General features: G+C 71.1%; 20 protein-coding genes. 7 read left to right on the plus strand and 13 right to left on the minus strand.

Annotated features, from left to right (window positions below; all coding sequences use genetic code 11):
- Positions 1 to 49: 49 nt before the first annotated feature.
- On the minus strand, positions 50 to 1,576 hold the full coding sequence (locus tag E1292_RS09135) for a protein kinase domain-containing protein (protein WP_246090016.1): 1,527 nt from the start codon (positions 1,574 to 1,576) through the stop codon (positions 50 to 52).
- A 274-nt stretch (positions 1,577 to 1,850) separates the two neighbouring features.
- Here E1292_RS09135 and E1292_RS09140 point away from each other — a divergent pair, with 274 nt between their 5' ends.
- Complete coding sequence (locus E1292_RS09140) at positions 1,851 to 2,240, plus strand: thioesterase family protein (protein WP_132594005.1); 390 nt, start codon at positions 1,851 to 1,853, stop codon at positions 2,238 to 2,240.
- A gap of 7 nt (positions 2,241 to 2,247) precedes the next feature.
- Here the strand turns inward: E1292_RS09140 and E1292_RS09145 are convergent, their stop codons facing one another.
- The 7 genes from E1292_RS09145 to E1292_RS09175 all read right to left on the minus strand — a co-directional run bounded on the left by E1292_RS09145 (position 2,248) and on the right by E1292_RS09175 (position 8,692).
- Complete coding sequence (locus E1292_RS09145; RefSeq protein WP_132336371.1) at positions 2,248 to 2,463, minus strand: biotin/lipoyl-binding carrier protein; 216 nt, start codon at positions 2,461 to 2,463, stop codon at positions 2,248 to 2,250.
- Positions 2,464 to 2,503: 40 nt separating this feature from the next.
- A complete protein-coding gene (locus tag E1292_RS09150) occupies positions 2,504 to 3,868 on the minus strand; it encodes an acetyl-CoA carboxylase biotin carboxylase subunit (RefSeq protein WP_246090017.1) in 1,365 nt (454 codons plus the stop codon).
- A gap of 132 nt (positions 3,869 to 4,000) precedes the next feature.
- Positions 4,001 to 5,296 (minus strand): HD-GYP domain-containing protein, encoded by a 1,296-nt coding sequence (locus E1292_RS09155; protein ID WP_132594009.1) that lies wholly within the window; start codon positions 5,294 to 5,296, stop codon positions 4,001 to 4,003.
- Entirely contained in the window at positions 5,293 to 6,648 is a 1,356-nt protein-coding gene (locus E1292_RS09160; RefSeq protein ID WP_132594011.1) for an HD-GYP domain-containing protein, read from the minus strand. The genes E1292_RS09155 and E1292_RS09160 overlap by 4 nt, the downstream gene beginning before the upstream one ends.
- 223 nt (positions 6,649 to 6,871) lie before the next feature.
- A complete protein-coding gene (locus tag E1292_RS09165) occupies positions 6,872 to 7,813 on the minus strand; it encodes an NAD-dependent epimerase/dehydratase family protein (RefSeq protein ID WP_132594013.1) in 942 nt (313 codons plus the stop codon).
- A gap of 10 nt (positions 7,814 to 7,823) precedes the next feature.
- Entirely contained in the window at positions 7,824 to 8,090 is a 267-nt protein-coding gene (rsrA, locus tag E1292_RS09170; RefSeq protein WP_132594015.1) for a mycothiol system anti-sigma-R factor, read from the minus strand.
- On the minus strand, positions 8,087 to 8,692 hold the full coding sequence (locus tag E1292_RS09175; protein ID WP_132510087.1) for a sigma-70 family RNA polymerase sigma factor: 606 nt from the start codon (positions 8,690 to 8,692) through the stop codon (positions 8,087 to 8,089). The genes rsrA and E1292_RS09175 overlap by 4 nt, the downstream gene beginning before the upstream one ends.
- A 234-nt stretch (positions 8,693 to 8,926) precedes the next feature.
- Here E1292_RS09175 and E1292_RS09180 point away from each other — a divergent pair, with 234 nt between their 5' ends.
- A complete protein-coding gene (locus tag E1292_RS09180; RefSeq protein ID WP_132594017.1) occupies positions 8,927 to 9,667 on the plus strand; it encodes a class I SAM-dependent methyltransferase in 741 nt (246 codons plus the stop codon).
- A gap of 80 nt (positions 9,668 to 9,747) precedes the next feature.
- On the opposite strand, the gene E1292_RS09185 is transcribed toward E1292_RS09180, so the two are convergent.
- Both E1292_RS09185 and E1292_RS09190 read right to left on the minus strand, forming a co-directional pair.
- Complete coding sequence (locus E1292_RS09185; protein ID WP_132510083.1) at positions 9,748 to 10,080, minus strand: TraR/DksA family transcriptional regulator; 333 nt, start codon at positions 10,078 to 10,080, stop codon at positions 9,748 to 9,750.
- 158 nt (positions 10,081 to 10,238) lie between these two features.
- Positions 10,239 to 10,982, minus strand: coding sequence for an SOS response-associated peptidase (locus E1292_RS09190; protein ID WP_132594019.1), 744 nt, complete (start codon positions 10,980 to 10,982; stop codon positions 10,239 to 10,241).
- A 97-nt stretch (positions 10,983 to 11,079) separates the two neighbouring features.
- Between E1292_RS09190 and aroA the strand changes: the two genes are divergently transcribed.
- The 3 genes from aroA to hisN all read left to right on the plus strand — a co-directional run bounded on the left by aroA (position 11,080) and on the right by hisN (position 14,571).
- Positions 11,080 to 12,351, plus strand: coding sequence for a 3-phosphoshikimate 1-carboxyvinyltransferase (aroA, locus tag E1292_RS09195; RefSeq protein ID WP_132594021.1), 1,272 nt, complete (start codon positions 11,080 to 11,082; stop codon positions 12,349 to 12,351).
- A 174-nt stretch (positions 12,352 to 12,525) separates the two neighbouring features.
- Positions 12,526 to 13,569, plus strand: a complete 1,044-nt coding sequence (gene rsgA, locus E1292_RS09200) for a ribosome small subunit-dependent GTPase A (protein WP_132594023.1) — start codon at positions 12,526 to 12,528, stop codon at positions 13,567 to 13,569.
- A 183-nt stretch (positions 13,570 to 13,752) separates the two neighbouring features.
- Positions 13,753 to 14,571: a histidinol-phosphatase gene (hisN, locus tag E1292_RS09205; protein WP_439331881.1), complete on the plus strand. Its 819-nt coding sequence runs from the start codon at positions 13,753 to 13,755 to the stop codon at positions 14,569 to 14,571.
- Here the strand turns inward: hisN and E1292_RS09210 are convergent.
- Entirely contained in the window at positions 14,561 to 16,267 is a 1,707-nt protein-coding gene (locus E1292_RS09210) for a right-handed parallel beta-helix repeat-containing protein (RefSeq protein WP_132594027.1), read from the minus strand. The genes hisN and E1292_RS09210 overlap by 11 nt on opposite strands.
- 63 nt (positions 16,268 to 16,330) lie before the next feature.
- Here E1292_RS09210 and E1292_RS09215 point away from each other — a divergent pair, with 63 nt between their 5' ends.
- Positions 16,331 to 17,173 (plus strand): TetR/AcrR family transcriptional regulator, encoded by an 843-nt coding sequence (locus E1292_RS09215; protein ID WP_132594029.1) that lies wholly within the window; start codon positions 16,331 to 16,333, stop codon positions 17,171 to 17,173.
- Here E1292_RS09215 and E1292_RS09220 read toward each other — a convergent pair.
- Positions 17,170 to 17,967, minus strand: a complete 798-nt coding sequence (locus tag E1292_RS09220; protein ID WP_132594031.1) for a fructosamine kinase family protein — start codon at positions 17,965 to 17,967, stop codon at positions 17,170 to 17,172. The genes E1292_RS09215 and E1292_RS09220 overlap by 4 nt on opposite strands.
- The gene (locus E1292_RS09225) at positions 17,954 to 18,400 is read right to left on the minus strand and encodes a low molecular weight protein-tyrosine-phosphatase (protein ID WP_246090018.1); all 447 of its coding nucleotides are present in this window, start codon (positions 18,398 to 18,400) and stop codon (positions 17,954 to 17,956) included. The genes E1292_RS09220 and E1292_RS09225 overlap by 14 nt, the downstream gene beginning before the upstream one ends.
- Before the next feature lie 146 nt (positions 18,401 to 18,546).
- Between E1292_RS09225 and pstS the strand changes: the two genes are divergently transcribed.
- On the plus strand, positions 18,547 to 19,644 hold the full coding sequence (gene pstS, locus E1292_RS09230) for a phosphate ABC transporter substrate-binding protein PstS (protein ID WP_132594035.1): 1,098 nt from the start codon (positions 18,547 to 18,549) through the stop codon (positions 19,642 to 19,644).
- Positions 19,645 to 19,650: the final 6 nt, after the last annotated feature.

Genomic DNA, 19,650 nt, shown 5'->3' on the forward strand with positions numbered 1-19,650 from the left:
CCCGGCCCGCGGTTCCAGGCCGGGTGCCGGGGTCACGCCGGAGATCGCCTCACCGTTTCGGGGTGGCCGACGGGGTGGGGCTGGGGCTGCCGCTCGTGCAGGGGCTGTCGACGACGACCAGCGTGACCTTGTCGCCTTCGTCCGCCACGGTGCCGCCCTTGGGCGTCGTGGCCTTGACCGTGCCGCAGCGCAGACCGTCGGTGGTGGTGGTCTGGTCGTCGAGGCCCACCTCGAAGCCCATCGCCAGGATGATTTCCTGCGCGTCGAGGAACCTCATCCCGACCACCTTGGGCACGCGCTTCTGGCCCGCGGTGGGCGTGGGAGAGCCCGACGGCGTGGTGGTGGGCGTCGGAGTGGGCGTCGGAGTGCGGGTGGGCGTCCTGGTCGGCTTGGGCTCCGAGGTCGTCGGGTCGGGCCTGGGTGGCCTGGTGGTCGGCCTGGGCTCCGAGGTCGTCGGATCGGGCCTGTGCAGTCTGGTGGTCTTGGTGGGAGAGGGGTCGAGCGGCGACTCGTTGCCCTCGGGGACGGCGGTCTTGGTGACCTTCGGCTCGCCGGGGGTCATGCCCGTCAGGGCGACCGCGCCGGCGCCCGCGCCGAGCACCACCGCGACCGCGATGCCCGCGATCAGGCCGGTCCTGCGCGGCGCCTTCGCCGCCCGACGGCTGCCCCCGCGGCGCTCGGACACGTTGGTGTCCTGCGACGCCTGCTGGTGCGCACCGGTCTGGTACGCCTCCATCGGCGGAGCGGCCGCGCCCGTCCCGGTGGGGGGCGCCTGCACCGGCTCCGGCACGGGCGATGGCTGCCCGCTGGCGGCCGCGCGGGCCGCCTCGCTCATGGCCCTGGCCGACGGGTAGCGCCTGGTCGGGTCTTTCGACAGCGCGACCTCGACCAGCGTGCGCACCGCCGGGGGGATCTCGGCGGGCAGTGGCGGCGGGGCCTCGCGGATGTGCTTGAGCGCGATCGTGACCGCGCTGTCGCCGTCGAACGGACGCTGCCCCATCAGGCACTCGTACGCGACCACGCCGAGCGCGTAGATGTCGACCGCGGGCGTGACCGGCGCGCCCTCGGCCTGCTCGGGGGCGCAGTAGGCGGCCGTGCCGAGCACCATGCCGGCGTCGGTGAGCCGGTTGGCCAGATCGGCTCTGGCGATGCCGAAGTCGGTCAGCACCAGCGTGCCGTCGCGCTGCACGAGGAGGTTGCCCGGCTTGACGTCGCGGTGCACGATGCCCTGGTCGTGCACGGCCTGCAACGCCGAGGCGGCCTGCGCGATCAGCTCCATGGCCTGCTGCGGCGCGATCCGGCCCAGCCTGGACAGTAAGCGGTCGAGCGGCTCGCCGTCGACGAACTTCATCACCAGGTAGACGGTGTCGCCGCTGACGCCGTAGTCGTAGACGTCGACCACGCCGGAGTGGTTGATGGTGGCCATCGCCCGCGCCTCCCCCTGGAAGCGAGCGACGAACCCCGGGTCCTCCATACGGCCTGGCAGCAGCACCTTGACGGCGACGGTGCGGGCCAGGACGATATCCTCGCCCCGCCACACCTCGCCCATGCCGCCGGCGCCGATGCGAGTATCCAACCGATACCGCCCCGCCAGCGTCGTCCCTTGTGCCACCATGACGCCCCCGTTACCCCCCTACTTCGGTAACCTCTCCCACCCCGCGAGTCTCCAACAAAGCGAACTTTTATCGCGGTAAGGTAACACAGTGGTCACGGAAGTCAGAGAGTGTACGACTCACCTGTCCCACATGCCACTCAAATGCCTCAAGCCGTACAAACTCTATCCTGCGGCCTCACGGCGGGCCTTGTCCGCGTTTCGCGGAACTCGACGGCCGGATCGCTAGGCTGATCCCATGACGCTCGCTCCTGGTCTTCGCGCCCAGTCGCTCATGGTGGTCGAGATGGACGACACCGCCAAGAGCGTGGGCAGCGGAGACGTGCCCGTGCTGGCCACGCCCCGGCTGCTCGCGCTGGCCGAGGCGGCGACCGTGCGCGCCGTCGAGCGGCACCTCGCGCCGGGCCAGACGTCCGTGGGCACCCGGGTCGAGCTGGAGCACGTGGCCGCCAGCCCGCTCGGCACGCGCGTGCAGATCGGCGTCGAGCTGACCCGGGTCGACGGCCGTCGCCTGACCTTCGCCTTCGAGGCCCACGACGAGCACTCCGTCGTGGGCCAGGGCACGATCGAGCGCGTCCTCGTCGACCGCGCCAGATTCCTGGCCGCGAGCGAACGGCGCACGACCTGAGGGGCCGCTAGTCGTCGATGACGGCGATCAGGTCGCCTTCCTGGATCACGTCGCCCTCGGCCACCTTGAGCTGGGCCACCGTGCCGTCGTCCTCGGCGAGCACCGGGATCTCCATCTTCATCGACTCGAGGATGACGAGCGTGTCACCCTCGGAGACGGTGTCGCCCTCGCGGACGACGACCTTCCACACGTTGGCCACCATCTCGGCGCGTACCTCAGCCACCGCGACTCCCCTCTTCCCATGATCGAATAATGTTCGCGATCTAGGCGCGCATGCGCGCGACCAGACCGGTGTCGTAGTCGCCGGCGACGAACTCCGCGTTCTCCAGCAGCTCCGCACAGAATGGCAGATTGTTCTTGGGTCCCTCTACGGTGAACGCCGCAACCGCCTTGCGGCCCTTCTCCAGCGCGTCGGCGCGACTCTCGCCGCGGACGCAGAGCTTGGCCATGAGCGGGTCGTAGAACGGGGTGACCGTGTTTCCCACCTCATAGCCGGAGTCCACCCGCACGCCGTCGGCCGTCGGCTCTTCCCACACCGTGATCGTGCCAGGGCCGGGGAAGAACCGCTTCGGGTCCTCCGCGTAGACGCGGAACTCTATCGCGTGCCCGGCCGGCTCGGCCGGCACCTCGGGGCTCTCGCCCGCCGCGACGCGCAGCTGCAGCTCGACCAGGTCGACGCCGGTGACCAGCTCGGTGACCGGGTGCTCCACCTGCAGCCTGGTGTTCATCTCCAGGAACACGAAATCCTGCCGGTCGGCGTCGACCAGGCACTCGACGGTGCCCGCGCCGGCATAGCCGACGGCCTCTCCGGCCCGCACGGCGGCGGCGAGCATGCGCTCGCGCAGCTCCGGCGTGATGCCGGGGGACGGCGACTCCTCGACGACCTTCTGGTGGCGGCGCTGCACCGAGCAGTCGCGCTCGCCCAGCGCCACGACCCTGCCGTCGGGCAGGCCGAGGATCTGCACCTCGACGTGGCGGGCCCGCTCGATATAGCGCTCGAGCAGCACGGCGGGCCCGTCGAGCGCGTCACCCGCGCTCCCGGCGAACCTCGCCGCCGCCCTGGCCGCCTGGTCGTAAGCCTTGCCCAGGCCCTCGTCGTCGTAGGCCACGCTCATGCCGATGCCACCGCCGCCGGCCGCGGTCTTGACCATGACCGGGTAGCCGATGGACTCCGCGGCCCGCAGCGCCAGCGACAGGTCGGTGACCGGCTCGCGAGTGCCCGCCGCGACCGGAACGCCCGCCGCCTCCATGAGGTTCCTGGCGTTGATCTTGTCGCCCATCCTGTCGATGGCCTCGGGCGCGGGACCGATCCACACCATCCCCGCCTCGATCACGGCCCGGGCGAACGCGGCGTTCTCCGCGAGGAACCCGTAGCCCGGGTGCACGGACCGCGCGCCCGCCGCGCGCGCCGCCTCCAGCACCTTGCCGGCGTCGAGGTAGCTCTGCGCGGGGTTGGCCGGGCCGATCAGCACCGCCTCGTCGGCCTCGCGGACGAACGGCAGGTCGGCGTCGGCCTCCGAGTGCACGGCGACGGCACGCAGGCCCATCCGTTTGACCGTGCGGATGATCCGCCGCGCGATCTCACCTCGGTTGGCGACCAGAACAGGGCCGAGCGTCTCAGTAAGCACGCCGACCACTTTATGACCGCCACCGGCTTGACCCCTTTCCCCCGAAACCACCGAAGCGGCGAGCACGATCTGTAGGAACCCCACAATAAGGAGCGCTCCACGGGCCGGTGACTGCGTGCGGGCGACAACAGCTCAGACGCGGCCACGGTCGATCACACGCCCGAGCGCCTCGATCGCGTGGGGGTCGTAGGAGCCGCCGGGGGACAGCCGGACGCGCTCCAGCGCCGCCCCGGCGCGGTCGCGGTCGGTCGAGGGCCCCACCAGGTCGTCGTAGGCGTTGGCGACCTTGATGATGCGACTCGACAGCGGCGGGTCCTCGGTGATCGGGTCGCACTGCCGCCTGACCACCTCGGCCACGCGGTCGAGCACGCCCGTCTGCCGGATCACCTCGGCGCCCAGCTCGGCGATGCGGCGGGCCTGCTCGGGCTCGGTGAGCACGGTGGCGCCGCCGGGGATCGGGTCGCGCAACGACAGCTGGCCGATGTCGTGCATCAGTGCCGCGTATTCCAGCTCCAGCAGCTCGGGCTCGGCCATGCCCAGCTCTCTGCCGATGGCCACGGCCAGCCGGCTCACCCGGCGCGAGTGGCCGGGCTCGACGTAGCCGCCGACCTCCGTCACCCGGGACAGGGCGCGCACGGTCTGCAGGTAGGTGGCGCGGATGCCGGCGTATTTCCTGAAGGCGACCTGGGTGACCAGCAGCGGGGCGGCGAACACCAGCAGCGCCACCAGGTCCATGCTGTGCGTGGCCAGCGCGAGCAGCACGCCCGACGAGCCCACGGCGGCGCCCAGCGGGAACGCCATGTTGATCTCGTCGCGCACCGCCACCCGGAACGCGGTGCGCAGCTGCTCCGCCCTGAGCAGCGCCGCGATCAGCACGTCGATCAGCAAGGTGATCGTGATGAGCGTGGCCATCGCCGCGAGCGCCGGCCACCACGTGCTGGTCGGCGGCTTGGTGAGCTCGTAGAGCGGGTCGGCCAGGGGCCGGAACGCGAACGCCGGCAACGCGCCGGTGAGCAGCCGCCTGGCCATCGCGTCGAGCCGCGGCGGGCGGCCGACGGCCAGGTGCGGCAGCGCTCCCGCGGTCATGCCGACCGCGATCACGGCGACCACCTGCAGCGCGGGGTGGCGCAGCGGATTCTGGCTGAGGTCGAGCAGCAACGTGTAGCCGAGCGCCGCCGCGGCCCCGATGGGCGCGACCTCCCTGTTGCCCGGCATGGTGAGCCTGGCCAGCTCGCCGACCGCGATCAGCGCGCCGAACCCGACCGCGATCTCCGGGCGTTCGAGCCCGGCGGCGGCGGTGTAGCCGACCCCCGCCACCGCGACCAGCCCGGCCGCGCAGATGAGCAGGAGCTGCCCCGAGTCGAGCCGGCGCAGGACCGTGCTCACGGACCGCTCGGCCCGCCTCCGGGGACGCGCTGTGGTGATCATTGACCGGTCACGACCTCGATGGGCATGGTCGGGTCGTCGTGGTCCTTGATCGGGGACTCGGCGGCCTCGGGAGGCGGCGGATCGACGCGGCGCGGCGGCTGCCACGGCTCGCGCTCGAGCGCCCTGATGAAGGCCGCGACCATGACCGGGTCGAAATGGGTGCCGGCGCACTTGCGCAGCTCTTCCACGGCCACCGGCACCGGCCTGGCGCCGCGGTAGGAACGGTCGGAGGTCATCGAGTCGAACGCGTCGGCCACCGCGATGACCTTCGCGAACTCGGGGATCTCCTCACCGGCCAGCCCCATCGGGTAGCCGGTGCCGTCGTGGCGCTCGTGGTGGTGCATGATGCCGGCGTAGGCCTCGTCGAGGAACCCGATGCCGCGTACGATCTCCAGCCCGCGCATCGGGTGCAGCTGGATCGCGGCGAACTCCTCCTCGGTGAGCGGCCCGTCCTTCTGCAGCACCTTGGTCGGCACGCCGAGCTTGCCCACGTCGTGGAGCATGCCGGCGTAGCGGATCGCCCGCACCCGCTCGACCCCCATGCCGATCTCCTGAGCGATCATGGAGGAGGCGTGCGAGACCCGCGTGCAGTGGCCGCGCGTGTAATAGTCTTTCGTCTCCACCGCCTGGCAGAGCGCGGCGATGGTGGCGTCGTAGGAGCGCTGCTGCGCGTGATATTGGCCGAACGCCCACCGCGCCACGAAGAGCGGCACCAGCACCAGCACCGCCGAGATCGACGCCACGGTGGCCCACAACCCCGCCACCAGCAGCCCGAACGTGCCGTAGCCCAGATAGGACAGCAGGAACTGGACCATGCCGCGCATCGGCACCTCGGTGGCGCGCGACCCCGTGGCCAGTGCGATCACGGTGAGGGTGAGGACGATGTTGAGCGGCACGAAAACCGCCGTGGCCGCGACGTAGGGGCCGATCAGGTCGTCGAACGCGTTGACCTGAGGCACGCCGACCTGCCCGTCGAGCGCGACGTAGACCCACCCGGCCGCGAAGCCGCAGATGGCGAACTGGGCGCCGTTGAACAGGCGTTTGATCAGCGGCAGTCCCGGCCGCACGCTCACGAACGCGGTCAGCCCCACCAGCGCCGCCCCCTCGGGACCGAGCAGCACCACGGCGGCCAGCGAGGCCGAGAAGCTCACCGAGACGGCGAACTGCTCCACGTTGAGCAGCGTCGGCATCGACTCGCAGACCAGGAACAGCAGCGCGAGCACGAGCAGGATGTCGAGGTCCTCCGGAGCCACGGGGGCACCGGAGACCACGACGCCGCGAACGATGAGAGCGGCCGCCACCCCGATCACAGCGACCAGATAGGCCCTTGCGGGCCACGGCAGATCACGCATTGCGGCCCCCTACGGCGGTCAGGTCCAGGAGACCCCGGGTGGGATCGCTCCCCCGAACACCATGACCATCGGAGCGGCCAGCACGGCGGCCATGAGCAGCCGGGCGACCATAGCCTTCAACATACGCATGCCTCCACGGTCGACTTGTGGAGTTTCACGCTACAGAAGAGGACGTGGTCGCACCGGCCGAGTGTGAAATAGCAAGCAAAGCGTAATCAAGCAACTACGAGACGCGATGTGCGGCGGCCCACTCCACGGTCCTCTTCACGCCGGTCGACAGGTCGGTGCGCGGCTGCCAGCCGAGCCCGTCGTGGGCGGGCACCGGGTCGACCGCCATCGCCGGCAGGTCGCCCACGCGCGGCTGCGCGAACCCCGGCTTGTCCTGGGCGCCCGCCGCGTCGGCGATGAGCGAGTGCAGCCGGCGGTCGCTGGTCTGGATGCCGGTGCCGAGGTTGAACCTGCGGCCGTTGCCCTCCGCCCCGCACGCCCTGACGAAGCCGTCGACCACGTCGTCGACGTAGATGTAGTCGCGGGTCTGGGTGCCGTCGCCGTAGAGGACCGTGGGCGTGCCCGACAGCAGCGCGTCGGTGAAGATGGCGACCACGCCGGCCTCGCCCTCGGGCGACTGGCGCGGGCCGTAGACGTTGGAGAGCACCAGCGTGGTGTATTCGAGACCGTAGAGGGCCCGGAACGTGGCTAGGTAGGTCTCGCCGCTCAGCTTGGAGGCGGCGTAAGGAGAACGCGGGTCGGTCGGCGCGTCACCGGGCACCGGGATCGTCGAGGGCCTGCCGTAGACCGCCACCGACGAGGCGAACACCACCTTGCGGGTGCGCCCCTCGTGGGCCGCGGCCAGCACGGACGCCGTGCCCGCGACGTTGACGCCCGCGTCGTGCACCGGGTCGGCGACGCTCTTGCGCACGCTGATCTGCGCGGCCAGGTGGCAGATGACCTCGGGTTGGAGGTCGGCGACCAGCCCGATCAGCGCGGGATCGCGCACGTCGATCTCGTGCAGCCGGAAGCGGTCGCTCCCGGCCGCCTGCGCCAGGTTGCCCCGGCGCCCTGAGGACAGGTCGTCGACCACGTCGACCTCGTGCCCGTCGGCCAACAGGCGATCGACGAGATTCGAACCGATGAACCCGGCACCCCCGGTGACCAACGCGCGCATGCGGTCGATCCTAGTCGGCCAGCTCCGACCTCACTTGCGCGATGCGGGCCAGGACCTTGGAACGCAGGTCGGCCGGGACCGGGTCGCAGCCGCAGTGTTTGTGCACGAGCGCCTTGACCGCTTTGTCCAGATCATATTCCTGCAGGCACGGGCTGCACTCGTCGAGATGCACGCGGATGTCGGCGACGTCGCTTTCGGTCAGCTCGCCGTCGAGATAGGCGTAGACCTTGTCGAGCACCTCGCGACAGTCGGTGTCATGCGGGTTGCCACAGCTCATTTCGATCCCTCCGCCGGGACCAGGCCACGCTCGCGAGCATAGTCCTCAAGGAGGCCCCGCAACTGCCTGCGTCCCCTGTGCAGCCTCGACATCACGGTGCCGATCGGAGTGCCCATGATGTCGGCGATCTCCTTGTAGGGGAAGCCCTCGACGTCAGCCAGGTAGACGGCGATCCTGAACTCCTCGGGCAGGGCCGCCAGAGCCTGCTTGATGTCGCCGTCGGGCAGGTGCTCGAGCGCCTCGACCTCGGCCGACTTCAGCCCGCTCGAGGTGTGGGACTCGGCCCGCGCGAGCTGCCAGTCCTCGATCTCCTCGGCGCCCGACTGCTTCGGCTCGCGCTGCTTCTTGCGGTAGCTGTTGATGAAGGTGTTGGTCAGGATCCGGTAGAGCCACGCCTTGAGGTTGGTGCCCTGCTGGAACTGGTGGAACGACGCGAACGCCTTGGCGAAGGTCTCCTGCAGCAGGTCCTCCGCGTCCGCGGGATTTCGGGTCATCCGGAGCGCGGCGGAGTAGAGCTGCTCGAGATACGGCATGACGTCGCGCTCGAATCGCTCGCTTCGCTGCTCCAGCGTCTCCGCGCCTGTCGCGGGCACCGGACCCACCCCCCTAAGATCACCGGTGGCCGACCGTGGCGGAACACCGTACTCAGGGGAGGATACCCGCTGGCCCATGACCTCCTGGTCGGCGGGTTGGGGGCTGAGCAATGTGAGCATGCTCGTCGCAACACACCCGCGCCCTCGTCTGTTCCCGCAAGATAGAAGGTACGAAGGACCCGGTGCGGGGAACGTCATAACGTACCGGCTGGTAGCCCTTTTTCCGTAACCCAGGAGTCGCGTGTGCTGCCCATTCCGGCCGAGGAACTGAACGGCTCAGGGACGCTCGGGCCGTACTGGACCTTCTATCGCGCCGTCGCCGCCGAGCAACTGAACCGATGGCTTCCCGGCCAGCCCTCCGTGATCCTCGACCTGTCCGGCGGCCGCGGCCGGTGGTCCGGCCAGGCGGCCAGGGCGGGGCACCGGGTGATCGAGGTGCTCGACTTCCGCCGCACGGTCGACGCGCAGTCCCGATTGCGCGATGCCGACCGCGTCCGTCACGTACGCGCCGACGATCTGTCGTTCCTGCCCGACGAGAGCGTGGACGCCGTCCTCGCCGAAGAGCGCGCGATGTCGGTCGAGCTGATGGCCGAGTCGGCGATGAGCGACGTGGCCAGGGTGTTGCGCCCCGGCGGCCGGGCGCTGGTGTGCGTCGACTCGCTCGTGCTGGGCATGGCGATCCTGGCCGAGCAGGGCCAGTGGCAGCACCTGCGCCAGACCGGCGAGGTGATGCTCGTGCCGTGGCCCGACGGCAGCATCACGCGCTGCTTCAGCAGCGGGCAGCTGCGCGAGCTGCTGGTGGGCGCCGGGCTGGAGGTGGAGTGGATGCGGCCGCGCACGGTGTTGTCGCCGTCCACGGTCGACCACGTGCTGTCGTCCGACGCGCGCGCCCTGTCCTATCTGGTGCGCACGGAGCTCGAGGCCCATCCCGACGACGACGACACCGTCGGGATCCACCTGGTGGCCAGCGCCCGCAAGCGCTGACGGCCTGCCGGCGGGCTCTTCTGACGGGCCCTGCCGGCCGAGCGGGCCGCCGTTCTTCGTGGCCGGCGGCCCCGGCGCGGTCAGCGGCGGCGCTCCCGCTTCCCCTGGCACTGCACGCACCGCGCGGCCTCGGGGCGGGCCTCCAGCCGGCCTTCGGGCACGGGCTTGCCGCAGTCGACGCACCTGCCGTAGGCGCCTTCGTCGATGCGCTCGATCGCCTCCACCACCGCGCGGCGCTGCGCGGTGGCCACGGTCAGCATGGCCTGCGCGCGGTCGGCGTCGGTGAGGTCGGAGCCCGCGTCGGCCGCGGAGTATTCCCGCACGGCGACGGGGTCGCCTTTGAGGACCCCGATCGAGCGGTCCAGTTCGGCGAGCATGTCTTTCAGCCGCTCACGAGCGGTCGTGACGTCCACGAATCCGCACCTCCGGGTGAATGAGGGAAGCCTGCGGCCAGGGACTCCCCGGATGTCCCCGCCGGCGCGATCAATGGGGGCCTATGTGGCGGTGACACCGAGTGAACGGTTGCATCGCTTTCCTCACCGAATGCCCACTTACCGCGCTTCTTACACCTTTAGAACAGCGCGGGCTCCCCCGCCTCGGGGAGCGGTTTGATGAGGTCGGGACCGTTGTTCCTGACGTTGTTCACCTCCGTGGCGACCGCGTACGCCGTGAGCCGCCCCGACTCGGCGGGCACCAGCAGCTCCGAGGCCCGCCCGGTGTCGGTGAGCTTGGGATCGAGCCATTCGGCCCAGCGGTCGCGCTCGATCATCATGGGCATCCTGTCGTGGATGCGGCCCAGGTGGTCCTCGGCGTCGGTGGTGATGACGGTGCAGCTGACGAGCCATTTGAGCGGGTCGTCGTCGGCGCGCGAGGGATCCTTCCAGAACTCGTACAGGCCGGCCATGGCCAGCACCCCGCCGTCCGCGGGATGGATGAAGTACGGCTGTTTCTTCTTCTCGCCTTCAACCGGCATCCACTCGAAATAGCCGTCGGCCGGGAGCAGGCATCTGCGCTTGGCGAACGCCCTGCGGTAGGACGGCTTCTCCGCCAGCGTCTCGGCCCTGGCGTTGATCAGCCGCGAGCCGATCGACGGGTCCTTCGCCCAGGCGGGGACCAGACCCCACTTGACGATCCTGAGCTGGCGGACCGCCCGCTCGGCCTCGTGGGGCACGCGGCTCAGGACGGCGTAGACGTTCTTGGTCGGCGCCACGTTGTAGTCGGCGCCGAGCTCCTTCTCGGGGTCGCCGTCCTGCTCGATCTGGAACTCCTCGAGCAGCTCGTGCTTCTTGCGCGCCGAGGCGTATCTACCGCACATGTCACCACACTGCCATGTCCTTCCCTCACTCGCGTGCCCGCCCGGCGGCGGCGCGCGGACTTCGACCGCGTCCTGCCACTCCCAGTACTCTTTGACCATGCCCGCTCCGCTCTGGCCCGCACCGACGGCGACGACCCCCGTCAGCGCCACCGTCTCGCTGCCCGGCTCCAAGTCGGTGACCAACCGCGCGCTGCTGCTCGCCGCGCTCGCCGACGGTCCCGGCGTCGTGCGCGGTGCGCTGCGCAGCCGCGACGCGGACCTGATGGCGGCCGCGCTGCGGGCGCTCGGCACCACGCTGGTGGCCGGCGGCGAGAGCGCCGCGGGGGTCGACTGGCACGTGACGCCCGGCCCGGTCCGCGGCGGCGTCAGCATCGACGCCGGCCTGGCGGGCACGGTCATGCGCTTCGTCCCGCCGATGGCCGCGCTGGCCGACGGCCCGGTCCACTTCGACGGCGACCCGCACGCGCGCAAGCGCCCGATGGGGCCCATCCTCGACGCGCTGCGCTCGCTGGAGGCGCGGGTCGACAACGACGCGCTGCCGTTCACGATCACCGGGCCCGTCACGGGCGGCGAGGTGACGCTGGACGCGTCGGGTTCGTCGCAGTTCGTCTCGGGGTTGCTGCTGGCGGCCGCGCGTTTCGAGAAGGGCGTCACGATCCGCCACGTGGGCCCGCCGGTGCCCTCGCAACCGCACATCGAGATGACGGTGCAGATGCTCAGGGCGGCCGGCGTCACGGTCGACGACGGCGAGCGCGACGTGTGGCGCGTCGAGCCCGGCCCGATCGCGGCGAGAGACGTCACGGTCGAGCCCGACCTGTCCAACGCGGCCCCGTTCCTGGCCGCCGCGCTGGTCACGGGCGGCACGGTCACCATCCCGGCATGGCCCGCCGAGACCACCCAGCCCGGCGACGCCCTGCGGGGCCTGCTCACCTCCATGGGCGCCACGGTCACCCGCACGGCCGATCTGGCCGTCACGGGCACGGGCGAGATCACCGGCATCGACGCCGACCTGCACGAGGTCGGCGAGCTGACCCCGACGATCGCCGCGCTGGCCGCGCTCGCGCGCACCCCGAGCCGCATCCGGGGCGTGAGCCACCTGCGCGGCCACGAGACCGACCGCCTGGCCGCGCTGGCCACCGAGATCAACCGCCTCGGCGGCGACGCCGAGGAGACGGAGGACGGCCTGGTCATCCGCCCGCGCCCGCTGCGCGGCGGCACCTTCCACAGCTACGACGACCACCGCATGGCCACCGCTGGCGCGGTGATCGGGCTCGCGGTGCCGGGCGTGCGGGTGGAGAACGTCGCGACGACCGCCAAGACCCTGCCGGAGTTCGTCCAAATGTGGGCGGCGATGCTGGACACTCGATGACGACGGAGATCCGGCCGCTGCCCGCCGCTGGTTTCGCGGGGGAAACCCCGGGCACGTGGGAGATGGGCGACACGTGACTGCGCGCTGCCCGCACCTGCCCGCCGCACCCGGCCCGCGTCACCGAGCACCCTGTCACCGACCACAGAGGGGAAGCGAGCGTATGGGAGCGGACCGCTGAGGAAGCGGGAGTACGACGAGGACGACGTACGGGTCAGGCCGGGCAAGGGGTCACGGCCGCGCACCCGGATCCGTCCTGCGCACGAGGACGCCGTCGGAGGTTTCGTGGTCGCCGTCGACCGGGGCCGCTACACCGTCCTGGTCGAGCCGGAACGCCCGAAGGGCTCGGTCCAGAAACGCCGGCAGCAGGCGCAGCGCCGCCTGGTGGTCGCCATGAAGGCCCGCGAGCTCGGCCGCAAGGGCATCGTCGTGGGCGACCGGGTCGCGCTGGTCGGCGACGTCTCCGGCCGTCCCGACACCCTGGCGAGGGTCGTCCGCGTGGAGCCGCGCAGCTCGATGTTGCGCCGCTCGGCCGACGACACCGATGACACCGACGGCATCGAACGCCCGGTCGTCGCCAACGCCGACCAGCTCGTCATCGTGACCGCCCTGGCCGATCCGCCGCCCCGCCCCCGCATGATCGACCGCATGCTGGTGGCCGCGTTCGACGCCGAGATCGAGGCTCTGCTCTGCCTCACCAAGTCCGACCTCGCCCCGCCCGACTCCCTGGTCGCCCTGTACGAACCGCTGGGCGTCTCGCACGTCGTCGTGCGCAAGGGCGGCTCGCTCGACGAGCTGCGCGACCACCTGACCGGGCGCATCAGCGTCCTGGTCGGCCACTCGGGGGTCGGCAAGTCCACCCTGGTCAACGCCCTGGTCCCCGACGCCAACCGCGCCGTCTCCCAGGTCAACGCCGTCACGGGCCGCGGCCGCCACACCTCCACCTCGGCCGTCGCCCTGGAGCTGCCGGAGGGCGGCTGGATCATCGACACCCCGGGCGTGCGCAGCTTCGGGCTGGCCCACGTGTCGGTGGAGACGGTGCTGGCCGGGTTCCCCGACCTGGTGGAGGGCACGGTCGACTGCCCGAAGGGCTGCACCCACCTGGGCGACGGCTGCGCCCTCGACGCCTGGGCGGCCGCCGGCAACGCCGACCCCGCCCGCCTGGAGTCGCTCCGCCGTCTCCTGTCCAGCCGCGAGGGCTCGCCCGACGACTCTGCCTGACCCTTTCAGGTGCCCTTACGTGCCGTCATGGCGCGCTCGTACGCGCTGCCTTTCCGGCGGTCGATGGGTTGGGCAAAAGGGGACGGAATGCCAGGAAAGATCAGTGATCTCTCTTGACATGACGTACTTACCACTGACAGGGAAAAGGGATACCGGTTACCAGAAAAGAGACGTTGGTGACTGATGTTCGGTATACGACTCACGGTAGCGTGGGCGACCGTGCAGGGTTACAACGATGATCTTCGCCTCGCGCATGTCATGGCGGACGCCGCCGATGACCTGACCATGCGGCGGTTCAAGGCGGTCGACCTGAAGGTCGACACCAAGCCCGATCTGACGCCGGTCAGCGACGCCGACCGCGCTGTGGAGGAGGCCATCAGGGGCACGCTGCGCCGTGCCAGGCCGCGCGACGCGGTCGTGGGAGAGGAGTTCGGCAAGACCGGGTGGGGCGCCCGGTCGTGGATCATCGACCCCATCGACGGCACCAAGAACTACGTGCGCGGCGTGCCCGTGTGGGCGACCCTGATCGCGCTCATGGAGTACGGCCAGGTCGTCGTCGGCCTCGTGTCGGCCCCCGCGCTCGGCAGGCGCTGGTGGGCGGCCACCGAGGGCGGCGCGTGGACCGGCAAGAGCCTGACCAAGGCGTCCAGGATGACCGTGTCGTCGGTCTCGAATCTGGAGGACGCGTCGCTCTCCTACTCCAGCTTCGACGGCTGGGAGAAGACGGGCCGCCTCGACAACTTCCTCGACCTCGGCCGCGCCTGCTGGCGCACGAGGGCGTACGGCGACTTCTGGTCGCACATGATGGTCGCGGAGGGATCGGTGGAGGTGTCCGCGGAGCCCGAGTTGTCGCCGTGGGACATGGCGGCGCTCACCGTGATCGTCGAGGAGGCCGGCGGCGTCTGGACCGACGTGGCGGGCGTGAAGGGCCTGGAGGGCGGCAGCCTCGTCTGCACCAACGGCACCCTCCACGACGAGGTGATCCGCCGGCTCAACGCCTAGGCCCGGCCTCGGACTGGATGCCGGCGGTTGCGGCGTTCAGCTCCCGTTCATCCTTGTACGTCACATTTCCCCCATACGTGACCCCGCTGGGCGGATTGTCGTGTCCCAGCGGATCCTGGTCCCAGAAGTTCCCCCGGTAGACCACGTTCTCCAGCGGCGGCCCCACCTCGAGGACTGCCGTGTTGTCCGCCCGCAGGACGACGTTGCCCTCCACGGTCACCCACGAGGCCCCGTAGTCGGTGTAGAGCCCGAAGTTGTACGGCGTGCGCGTGTCCTTGATGACGTTCCCCTGGACGAGCGCCTGGTTGTCCGGGGAGTCGCCCTGCGGCCCCGACAGGTAGACGCCGCCCCCGTCCGCCAGCACCTCCATGGTGTCCGCCGTGAGGTTGCGCAGGATGCGGGCGCCCTGCCCGGTACCCACGACGATCCCGCAGTGGGGCACGTGGGACACCTCGTTGTGCGCGACCACGCAGTCACGCGTGCCCGCCACGGAGATGCCGGGCGCGCCGCTGAACTCGAGCCCGATGCGGTGCACGCGGTTGTCCTCGATCGAGGTCTCCCGGCTGCCGGAGACCTCGACGCCGGCGCCCGACAACGTGTCGAACGCGCAGCGGCGCACCGCGAGACCGGCGCCGCCGGTGACGCCCAGCCCGGAGGCGCCGAGCCGGGTGAACCGGCACCCCTCGATCGTCGCGTTCTCGGCGGCGTCAAAGGTGACGCAGGCGGGGATCGTGACGGAAGTGGAGGGATACGTCACGGACGCCCCTTCCCCGATGACCGCCGTCTCGACGCCGCCGCCCTCGTAGTAGCCGGTGCCGTGGTAGTGCAGGAACCCCTCTGGCGCGCTCGGACGCAGCCAGGTGGCCTCGGCGAACACCAGGCCTTTGAACGACACGTCCCGTGCCCCTGTGACGCTCACCAGGCGCTCCAGGACGGGCGCGACGACCCGCGTACGTGATGGGTGCTCCCCCGGGCGGGGCAGGTACATCAGCACGTGCCGCCCCGGACGCGACCGGTCGAGCACGAAGGTGCCCGGCTCGGCCAGGAAGGCGGCGTCGTTCTCGATGCGGGTGGGCAGGCCGGGCCCGCTCGACGACTGACCCTCCCACGTGGAGTTGTACAGCTCGCCGGCCCACCCGAAGGCGGGCTGCGCCATGGTGATCACGGTCGCGTCCCCGTCGCGGGAGACGCCGGCGACCCCGCAGCGGGCCTCCGTCCAGGGGTAGACGCCCCGGAAGACGAACTCGACGTCCCCAGGGCTGCGCCAGCCGAGCGGCTCGCCGCCGTCGGTGACGTAGCCGGTGGCGGTCGCGCGGGCCTCGCCGGGCAACCCGGGGACGGCGGCCCGCTCGGCCCGGCGCCCGTCGACGTAGAGCTGGCGGGTGTCGAGCTCGCCGACCTCGGCCACCCAGACGCCGTCGCGTTCCCGCCACCCCGTGACGACCCGGCCGCCGCTGATCACGGGCTCCTCCTGCTCGTGGGTGCCGTAGCCGTACGCCTGGAAGACGATCCCCGAATCGGCCTCAGTGAGCTCGAACGGCCGCGCGAGCGCGTGCACGCCACCCCTAAGGTGTACGACGGCGTCGCCGCCGGTCTCGCGGGCCGCGGCCCTGGCGCGGTCGAGGGTGGCGAAGGGGCGCCCGGCCGATCCCGGCCAGGAGTCGTCGCCGGAGGGCGCGACGTGGAACTGGAACATCTGAACCACCTTTGCTGTTTATGCCGTACACATAGTAGTACACCATAAACGAGGAGGGCGCGCATGGCGAGGGGCCGGGCCGACGATCCCGACCACGGTGTCGAGCTGCTGTGGCGGGCCGGCGACCGCGAGCCGAGGCAGGGCCTCAGCCTGCCCAGGATCGTGCGCGCCGCCGTCGAGCTCGCCGACGACGAAGGGCTGGCGGGCCTGTCGATGCGCAAGGTCGCCGACCGGCTCGGCTTCACGACCATGTCGCTCTACCGCCACGTGCCGGGCCGCGGCCAGCTCGTCGACCTGATGCTCGACGAGGTGCTCGGCGAGCACCCGCAGGCTCCGGAGACGGGAGGCTGGCGGGCCCGCCTGGAGGCCGTGGCCAGGCACGCGTGGGAGATCCGCAAGCGGCATCCGTGGCTGGCCGAGGTGCGCGGCAGCCGCCACGTCCCCGGCCCCAACGCCGTCGCCCACTACGACTACATGCTGAGCACGCTCGCCGGCACGGCGCTGCGCCCCTCGGAGGTCATCGCGGTCGTGGGCATGGTCGGCCGGTTCGTCGACGCGGAGGCCCTGGTCCTGGTCGAGACCCGGCGGGAGGAGCGGCGCAGCGGGGTGTCGGAGGAGGAGTGGTGGGGCTCGCGCGACTCGCTCTACGAACGCCTCGACCGCTATCCGACGCTCTCCCACCTGTGGACCGCGGGCGGCTGGGACCACCCTGAGGACTCCTTCGACTTCGGCCTGCGCCGGCTGCTCGACGGCGTCGAGGTCCTCGTCCGACAGCGTGACGAAATTCGTGATGAAATGTGCGCGGAATGCGGCGGCCCGCTGGAACCGGCTCCGTCCGGCCGTCCCCGCGTCTACTGCTCACGCGCCTGCCAGCAGCGCGCCTACCGCAGACGCAGGAACGGTTAGAGCGCCAGCACCCGCCGCACCGCGTTCATCAGGGCGTCCCGGTAGCCGCCCCCGAACAGCACCACGTGCACGAGCAGCGGATGCAGCTGGTGCAGCGGCACCCGCTCCCGCCACCCCGCCGCGAGCGGCCACTCCTCCCGGTACGCACCCAGCACCCGATCGAGGTACGGCAGCCCGAACAGGTCGAGCATGGCCAGATCGGTCTCCCTGTGCCCGCCATGGGCGGCCGGATCGATCAGCACCCCCGACCCGCCCGACCACAGCACGTTCCCGCTCCACAGGTCACCGTGGATGCGCGCGGGCGGCCCGGCCGGTCCCGCCACCTCGGCGATCCGGTCCACCGCCCGCTCGACCAGGGAGGCGTCCCGCGCCGGCAGCCGGGCCTGCCGCAGGAACGGAAGCACCCGCCGCGAGGCGTAGAAGGACGGCCAGTCGGCCGCGGGCGCGTTGTCCATCGGCAGCTCGGCGATGAACCCCGGCCACGGCGCGCCGAAGGCGTCCGCCCCCTCGCGGTGCAGCCGGGCCAGCGCACGCCCGAACCGCTCGGCCGCCGCGGCGCCGGGCGGCTCCTGCCGCACCCACGACAGCACGAGCCGGTCCGGACCGGCCTCGATCACCTCGGGCACCGCGATCGCCTCGCCCAGCCAGCACAGCCCGGCGGCCTCGGACGCGAACACCTCGGAGCGATGCCGGGCGCCCTGGCCGCTCTTCACGAACACCTCGCGCCCGTCGTCCAGCACGCCCCGCTGGAGCCGCCGGCCGTGCGACGAGCCGAGGTCCTCAGTCGATCTCATCGGCGATGTGCTTGGCCACGCCCTCGGATGCCGCCCTGACCAGCGCGAGCACCTCCTCGAACCCTTCGGTGCCTCCGTAGTACGGATCGGGCACCTCGGCCCCCTCCGGCGCGGCGGGGTCGAACGACCGGAACAGCCGCACCTCCACCTCATACGGAGCCATCCGCCGCAGGGTGGCCAGGTTGTCCCGATCCATGGCCAAAACTAGGTCATAGCGGGCAAACCAGTCGCCCGCGAACTGCCGTGCCCGGTGCACCGAGCCGTCATACCCGTGCCGGGCCAGGATGTCGAGGGCCCGCTCGTCCATGGGGTCCCCCACGTGCCATTCGCCGGTCCCGGCGCTCTCGACGGTGACCCGGTCGCCCAGCCCGCGGCCGGCGAGCGTCTGGCGGAGCACCACCTCCGCCATCGGGGAGCGGCAGATGTTCCCCATGCATACGAGGCATACGCGATAAGTCATAGCACCCATCATGAGGGTGACCTGGTGCGTTCACCGAACGTTCACCCTTGTTAGGGGTCTGAGTCACCTTCGCTGCATAGCTTCATGGCGACTAAGGACCAAGTGGGAGGAACCCAACCGTGAGGTATGCAGGCCGGCTCGCCGCCGTCGCCTTCGTCGGCGCGCTCTCGCTCGCTGCGTGCGGCACAGACAACAACACCGGGGCCAGCGGCACCACCGCCGCCACCGAGGCCGCGGCAGACAGCGGTCTGAGCGGCACGATCAACGCCGCAGGCTCCTCTGCCCAGGCCAACGCGATCGACCAGTGGAAGAAGGAGTTCCAGGCCAAGAACCCCGGGGTGAGCATCAACTACCAGCCCAGCGGCTCTGGTGCGGGCATCCAGGCGTTCATCCAGGGCACGGTCGCGCTCGCGGGTTCCGACTCGGCCCTGAAGGAGGACGAGCCCGCCAAGGCGGACGCCCGGTGCAAGACCGGCAAGGCCGTCAACATCCCCATGGTGACCGGCCCTGTCGCGGTCGTGTACAACCTGCCCGGCGTCGAGGGCCTCCAGCTGTCCCCCAAGACGCTCGGCGGCATCTTCAACAGCAAGATCACCAAGTGGGACGACCCGGCCATCAAGGCCGACAACCCCAACGCCACGCTCCCGTCCACGCCGATCCAGGCCTTCCACCGGGCCGACGAGTCGGGGACCAGCGACAACTTCACCAAGTTCCTCGAGGCCACCGCCGGCTGGCCGTACGAGGCCGCCAAGGCGTGGCCCGCCGAGGCCAAGGGCCAGGGCGCCAAGGGCTCCGACGGCATCGCCTCCTCGGTCAAGGACACCGAGGGCGCGATCAGCTACGTCGAGATGTCGTACGCCGACAACTCCCAGCTCCAGAAGGCCAAGGTCGCCAACGGCTCCGGCGAGTTCGTCGAGCTGACCCCGGAGAGCGCGGCCAAGACCGTCGAGACCGCCGAGGTCAAGGGCACCGGCAACGACCTGGCCCTGTCGATCGACTACGCCACCAAGACGCCGGGCGCCTACCCGATCGTGCTGGTGACGTACGAGATCACCTGCGAGAAGGGCCTGCCGGCCGAGGAGTCGAAGCTGGTCAAGTCGTTCCTCACCTACACCGCCAGTGACGAGGGTCAGGCGGCGCTGAAGGACCTGGGCTACGCCCCGCTGTCCGGAGAGCTGCTCACCAAGGTGCGCTCCACTGTCGAGGCGATCTCCTAAGAGCTG

The organism is Nonomuraea deserti (genome assembly GCF_004348685.1).
Taxonomy (GTDB): Bacteria; Actinomycetota; Actinomycetes; order Streptosporangiales; family Streptosporangiaceae; genus Nonomuraea; species Nonomuraea deserti.

What these genes read in the sequence shown, in the direction of transcription:
- E1292_RS09140 (WP_132594005.1), top strand. Translation starts at nt 1,851, where the DNA reads ATGACGCTCGCTCCTGGTCTTCGCGCCCAGTCGCTCATGGTGGTCGAG.
- E1292_RS09215 (WP_132594029.1), top strand. Translation starts at nt 16,331, where the DNA reads ATGGCGAGGGGCCGGGCCGACGATCCCGACCACGGTGTCGAGCTGCTG.
- rsrA (WP_132594015.1), bottom strand. Translation starts at nt 8,090, where the DNA reads ATGAGCTGTGGCAACCCGCATGACACCGACTGTCGCGAGGTGCTCGAC.
- E1292_RS09190 (WP_132594019.1), bottom strand. Translation starts at nt 10,982, where the DNA reads ATGTGCGGTAGATACGCCTCGGCGCGCAAGAAGCACGAGCTGCTCGAG.
- aroA (WP_132594021.1), top strand. Translation starts at nt 11,080, where the DNA reads ATGCCCGCTCCGCTCTGGCCCGCACCGACGGCGACGACCCCCGTCAGC.
- E1292_RS09165 (WP_132594013.1), bottom strand. Translation starts at nt 7,813, where the DNA reads ATGCGCGCGTTGGTCACCGGGGGTGCCGGGTTCATCGGTTCGAATCTC.
- E1292_RS09210 (WP_132594027.1), bottom strand. Translation starts at nt 16,267, where the DNA reads ATGTTCCAGTTCCACGTCGCGCCCTCCGGCGACGACTCCTGGCCGGGA.
- E1292_RS09225 (WP_246090018.1), bottom strand. Translation starts at nt 18,400, where the DNA reads ATGGGGAACATCTGCCGCTCCCCGATGGCGGAGGTGGTGCTCCGCCAG.
- E1292_RS09155 (WP_132594009.1), bottom strand. Translation starts at nt 5,296, where the DNA reads ATGATCACCACAGCGCGTCCCCGGAGGCGGGCCGAGCGGTCCGTGAGC.
- E1292_RS09220 (WP_132594031.1), bottom strand. Translation starts at nt 17,967, where the DNA reads ATGAGATCGACTGAGGACCTCGGCTCGTCGCACGGCCGGCGGCTCCAG.
- E1292_RS09160 (WP_132594011.1), bottom strand. Translation starts at nt 6,648, where the DNA reads ATGCGTGATCTGCCGTGGCCCGCAAGGGCCTATCTGGTCGCTGTGATC.
- hisN (WP_439331881.1), top strand. Translation starts at nt 13,753, where the DNA reads ATGTTCGGTATACGACTCACGGTAGCGTGGGCGACCGTGCAGGGTTAC.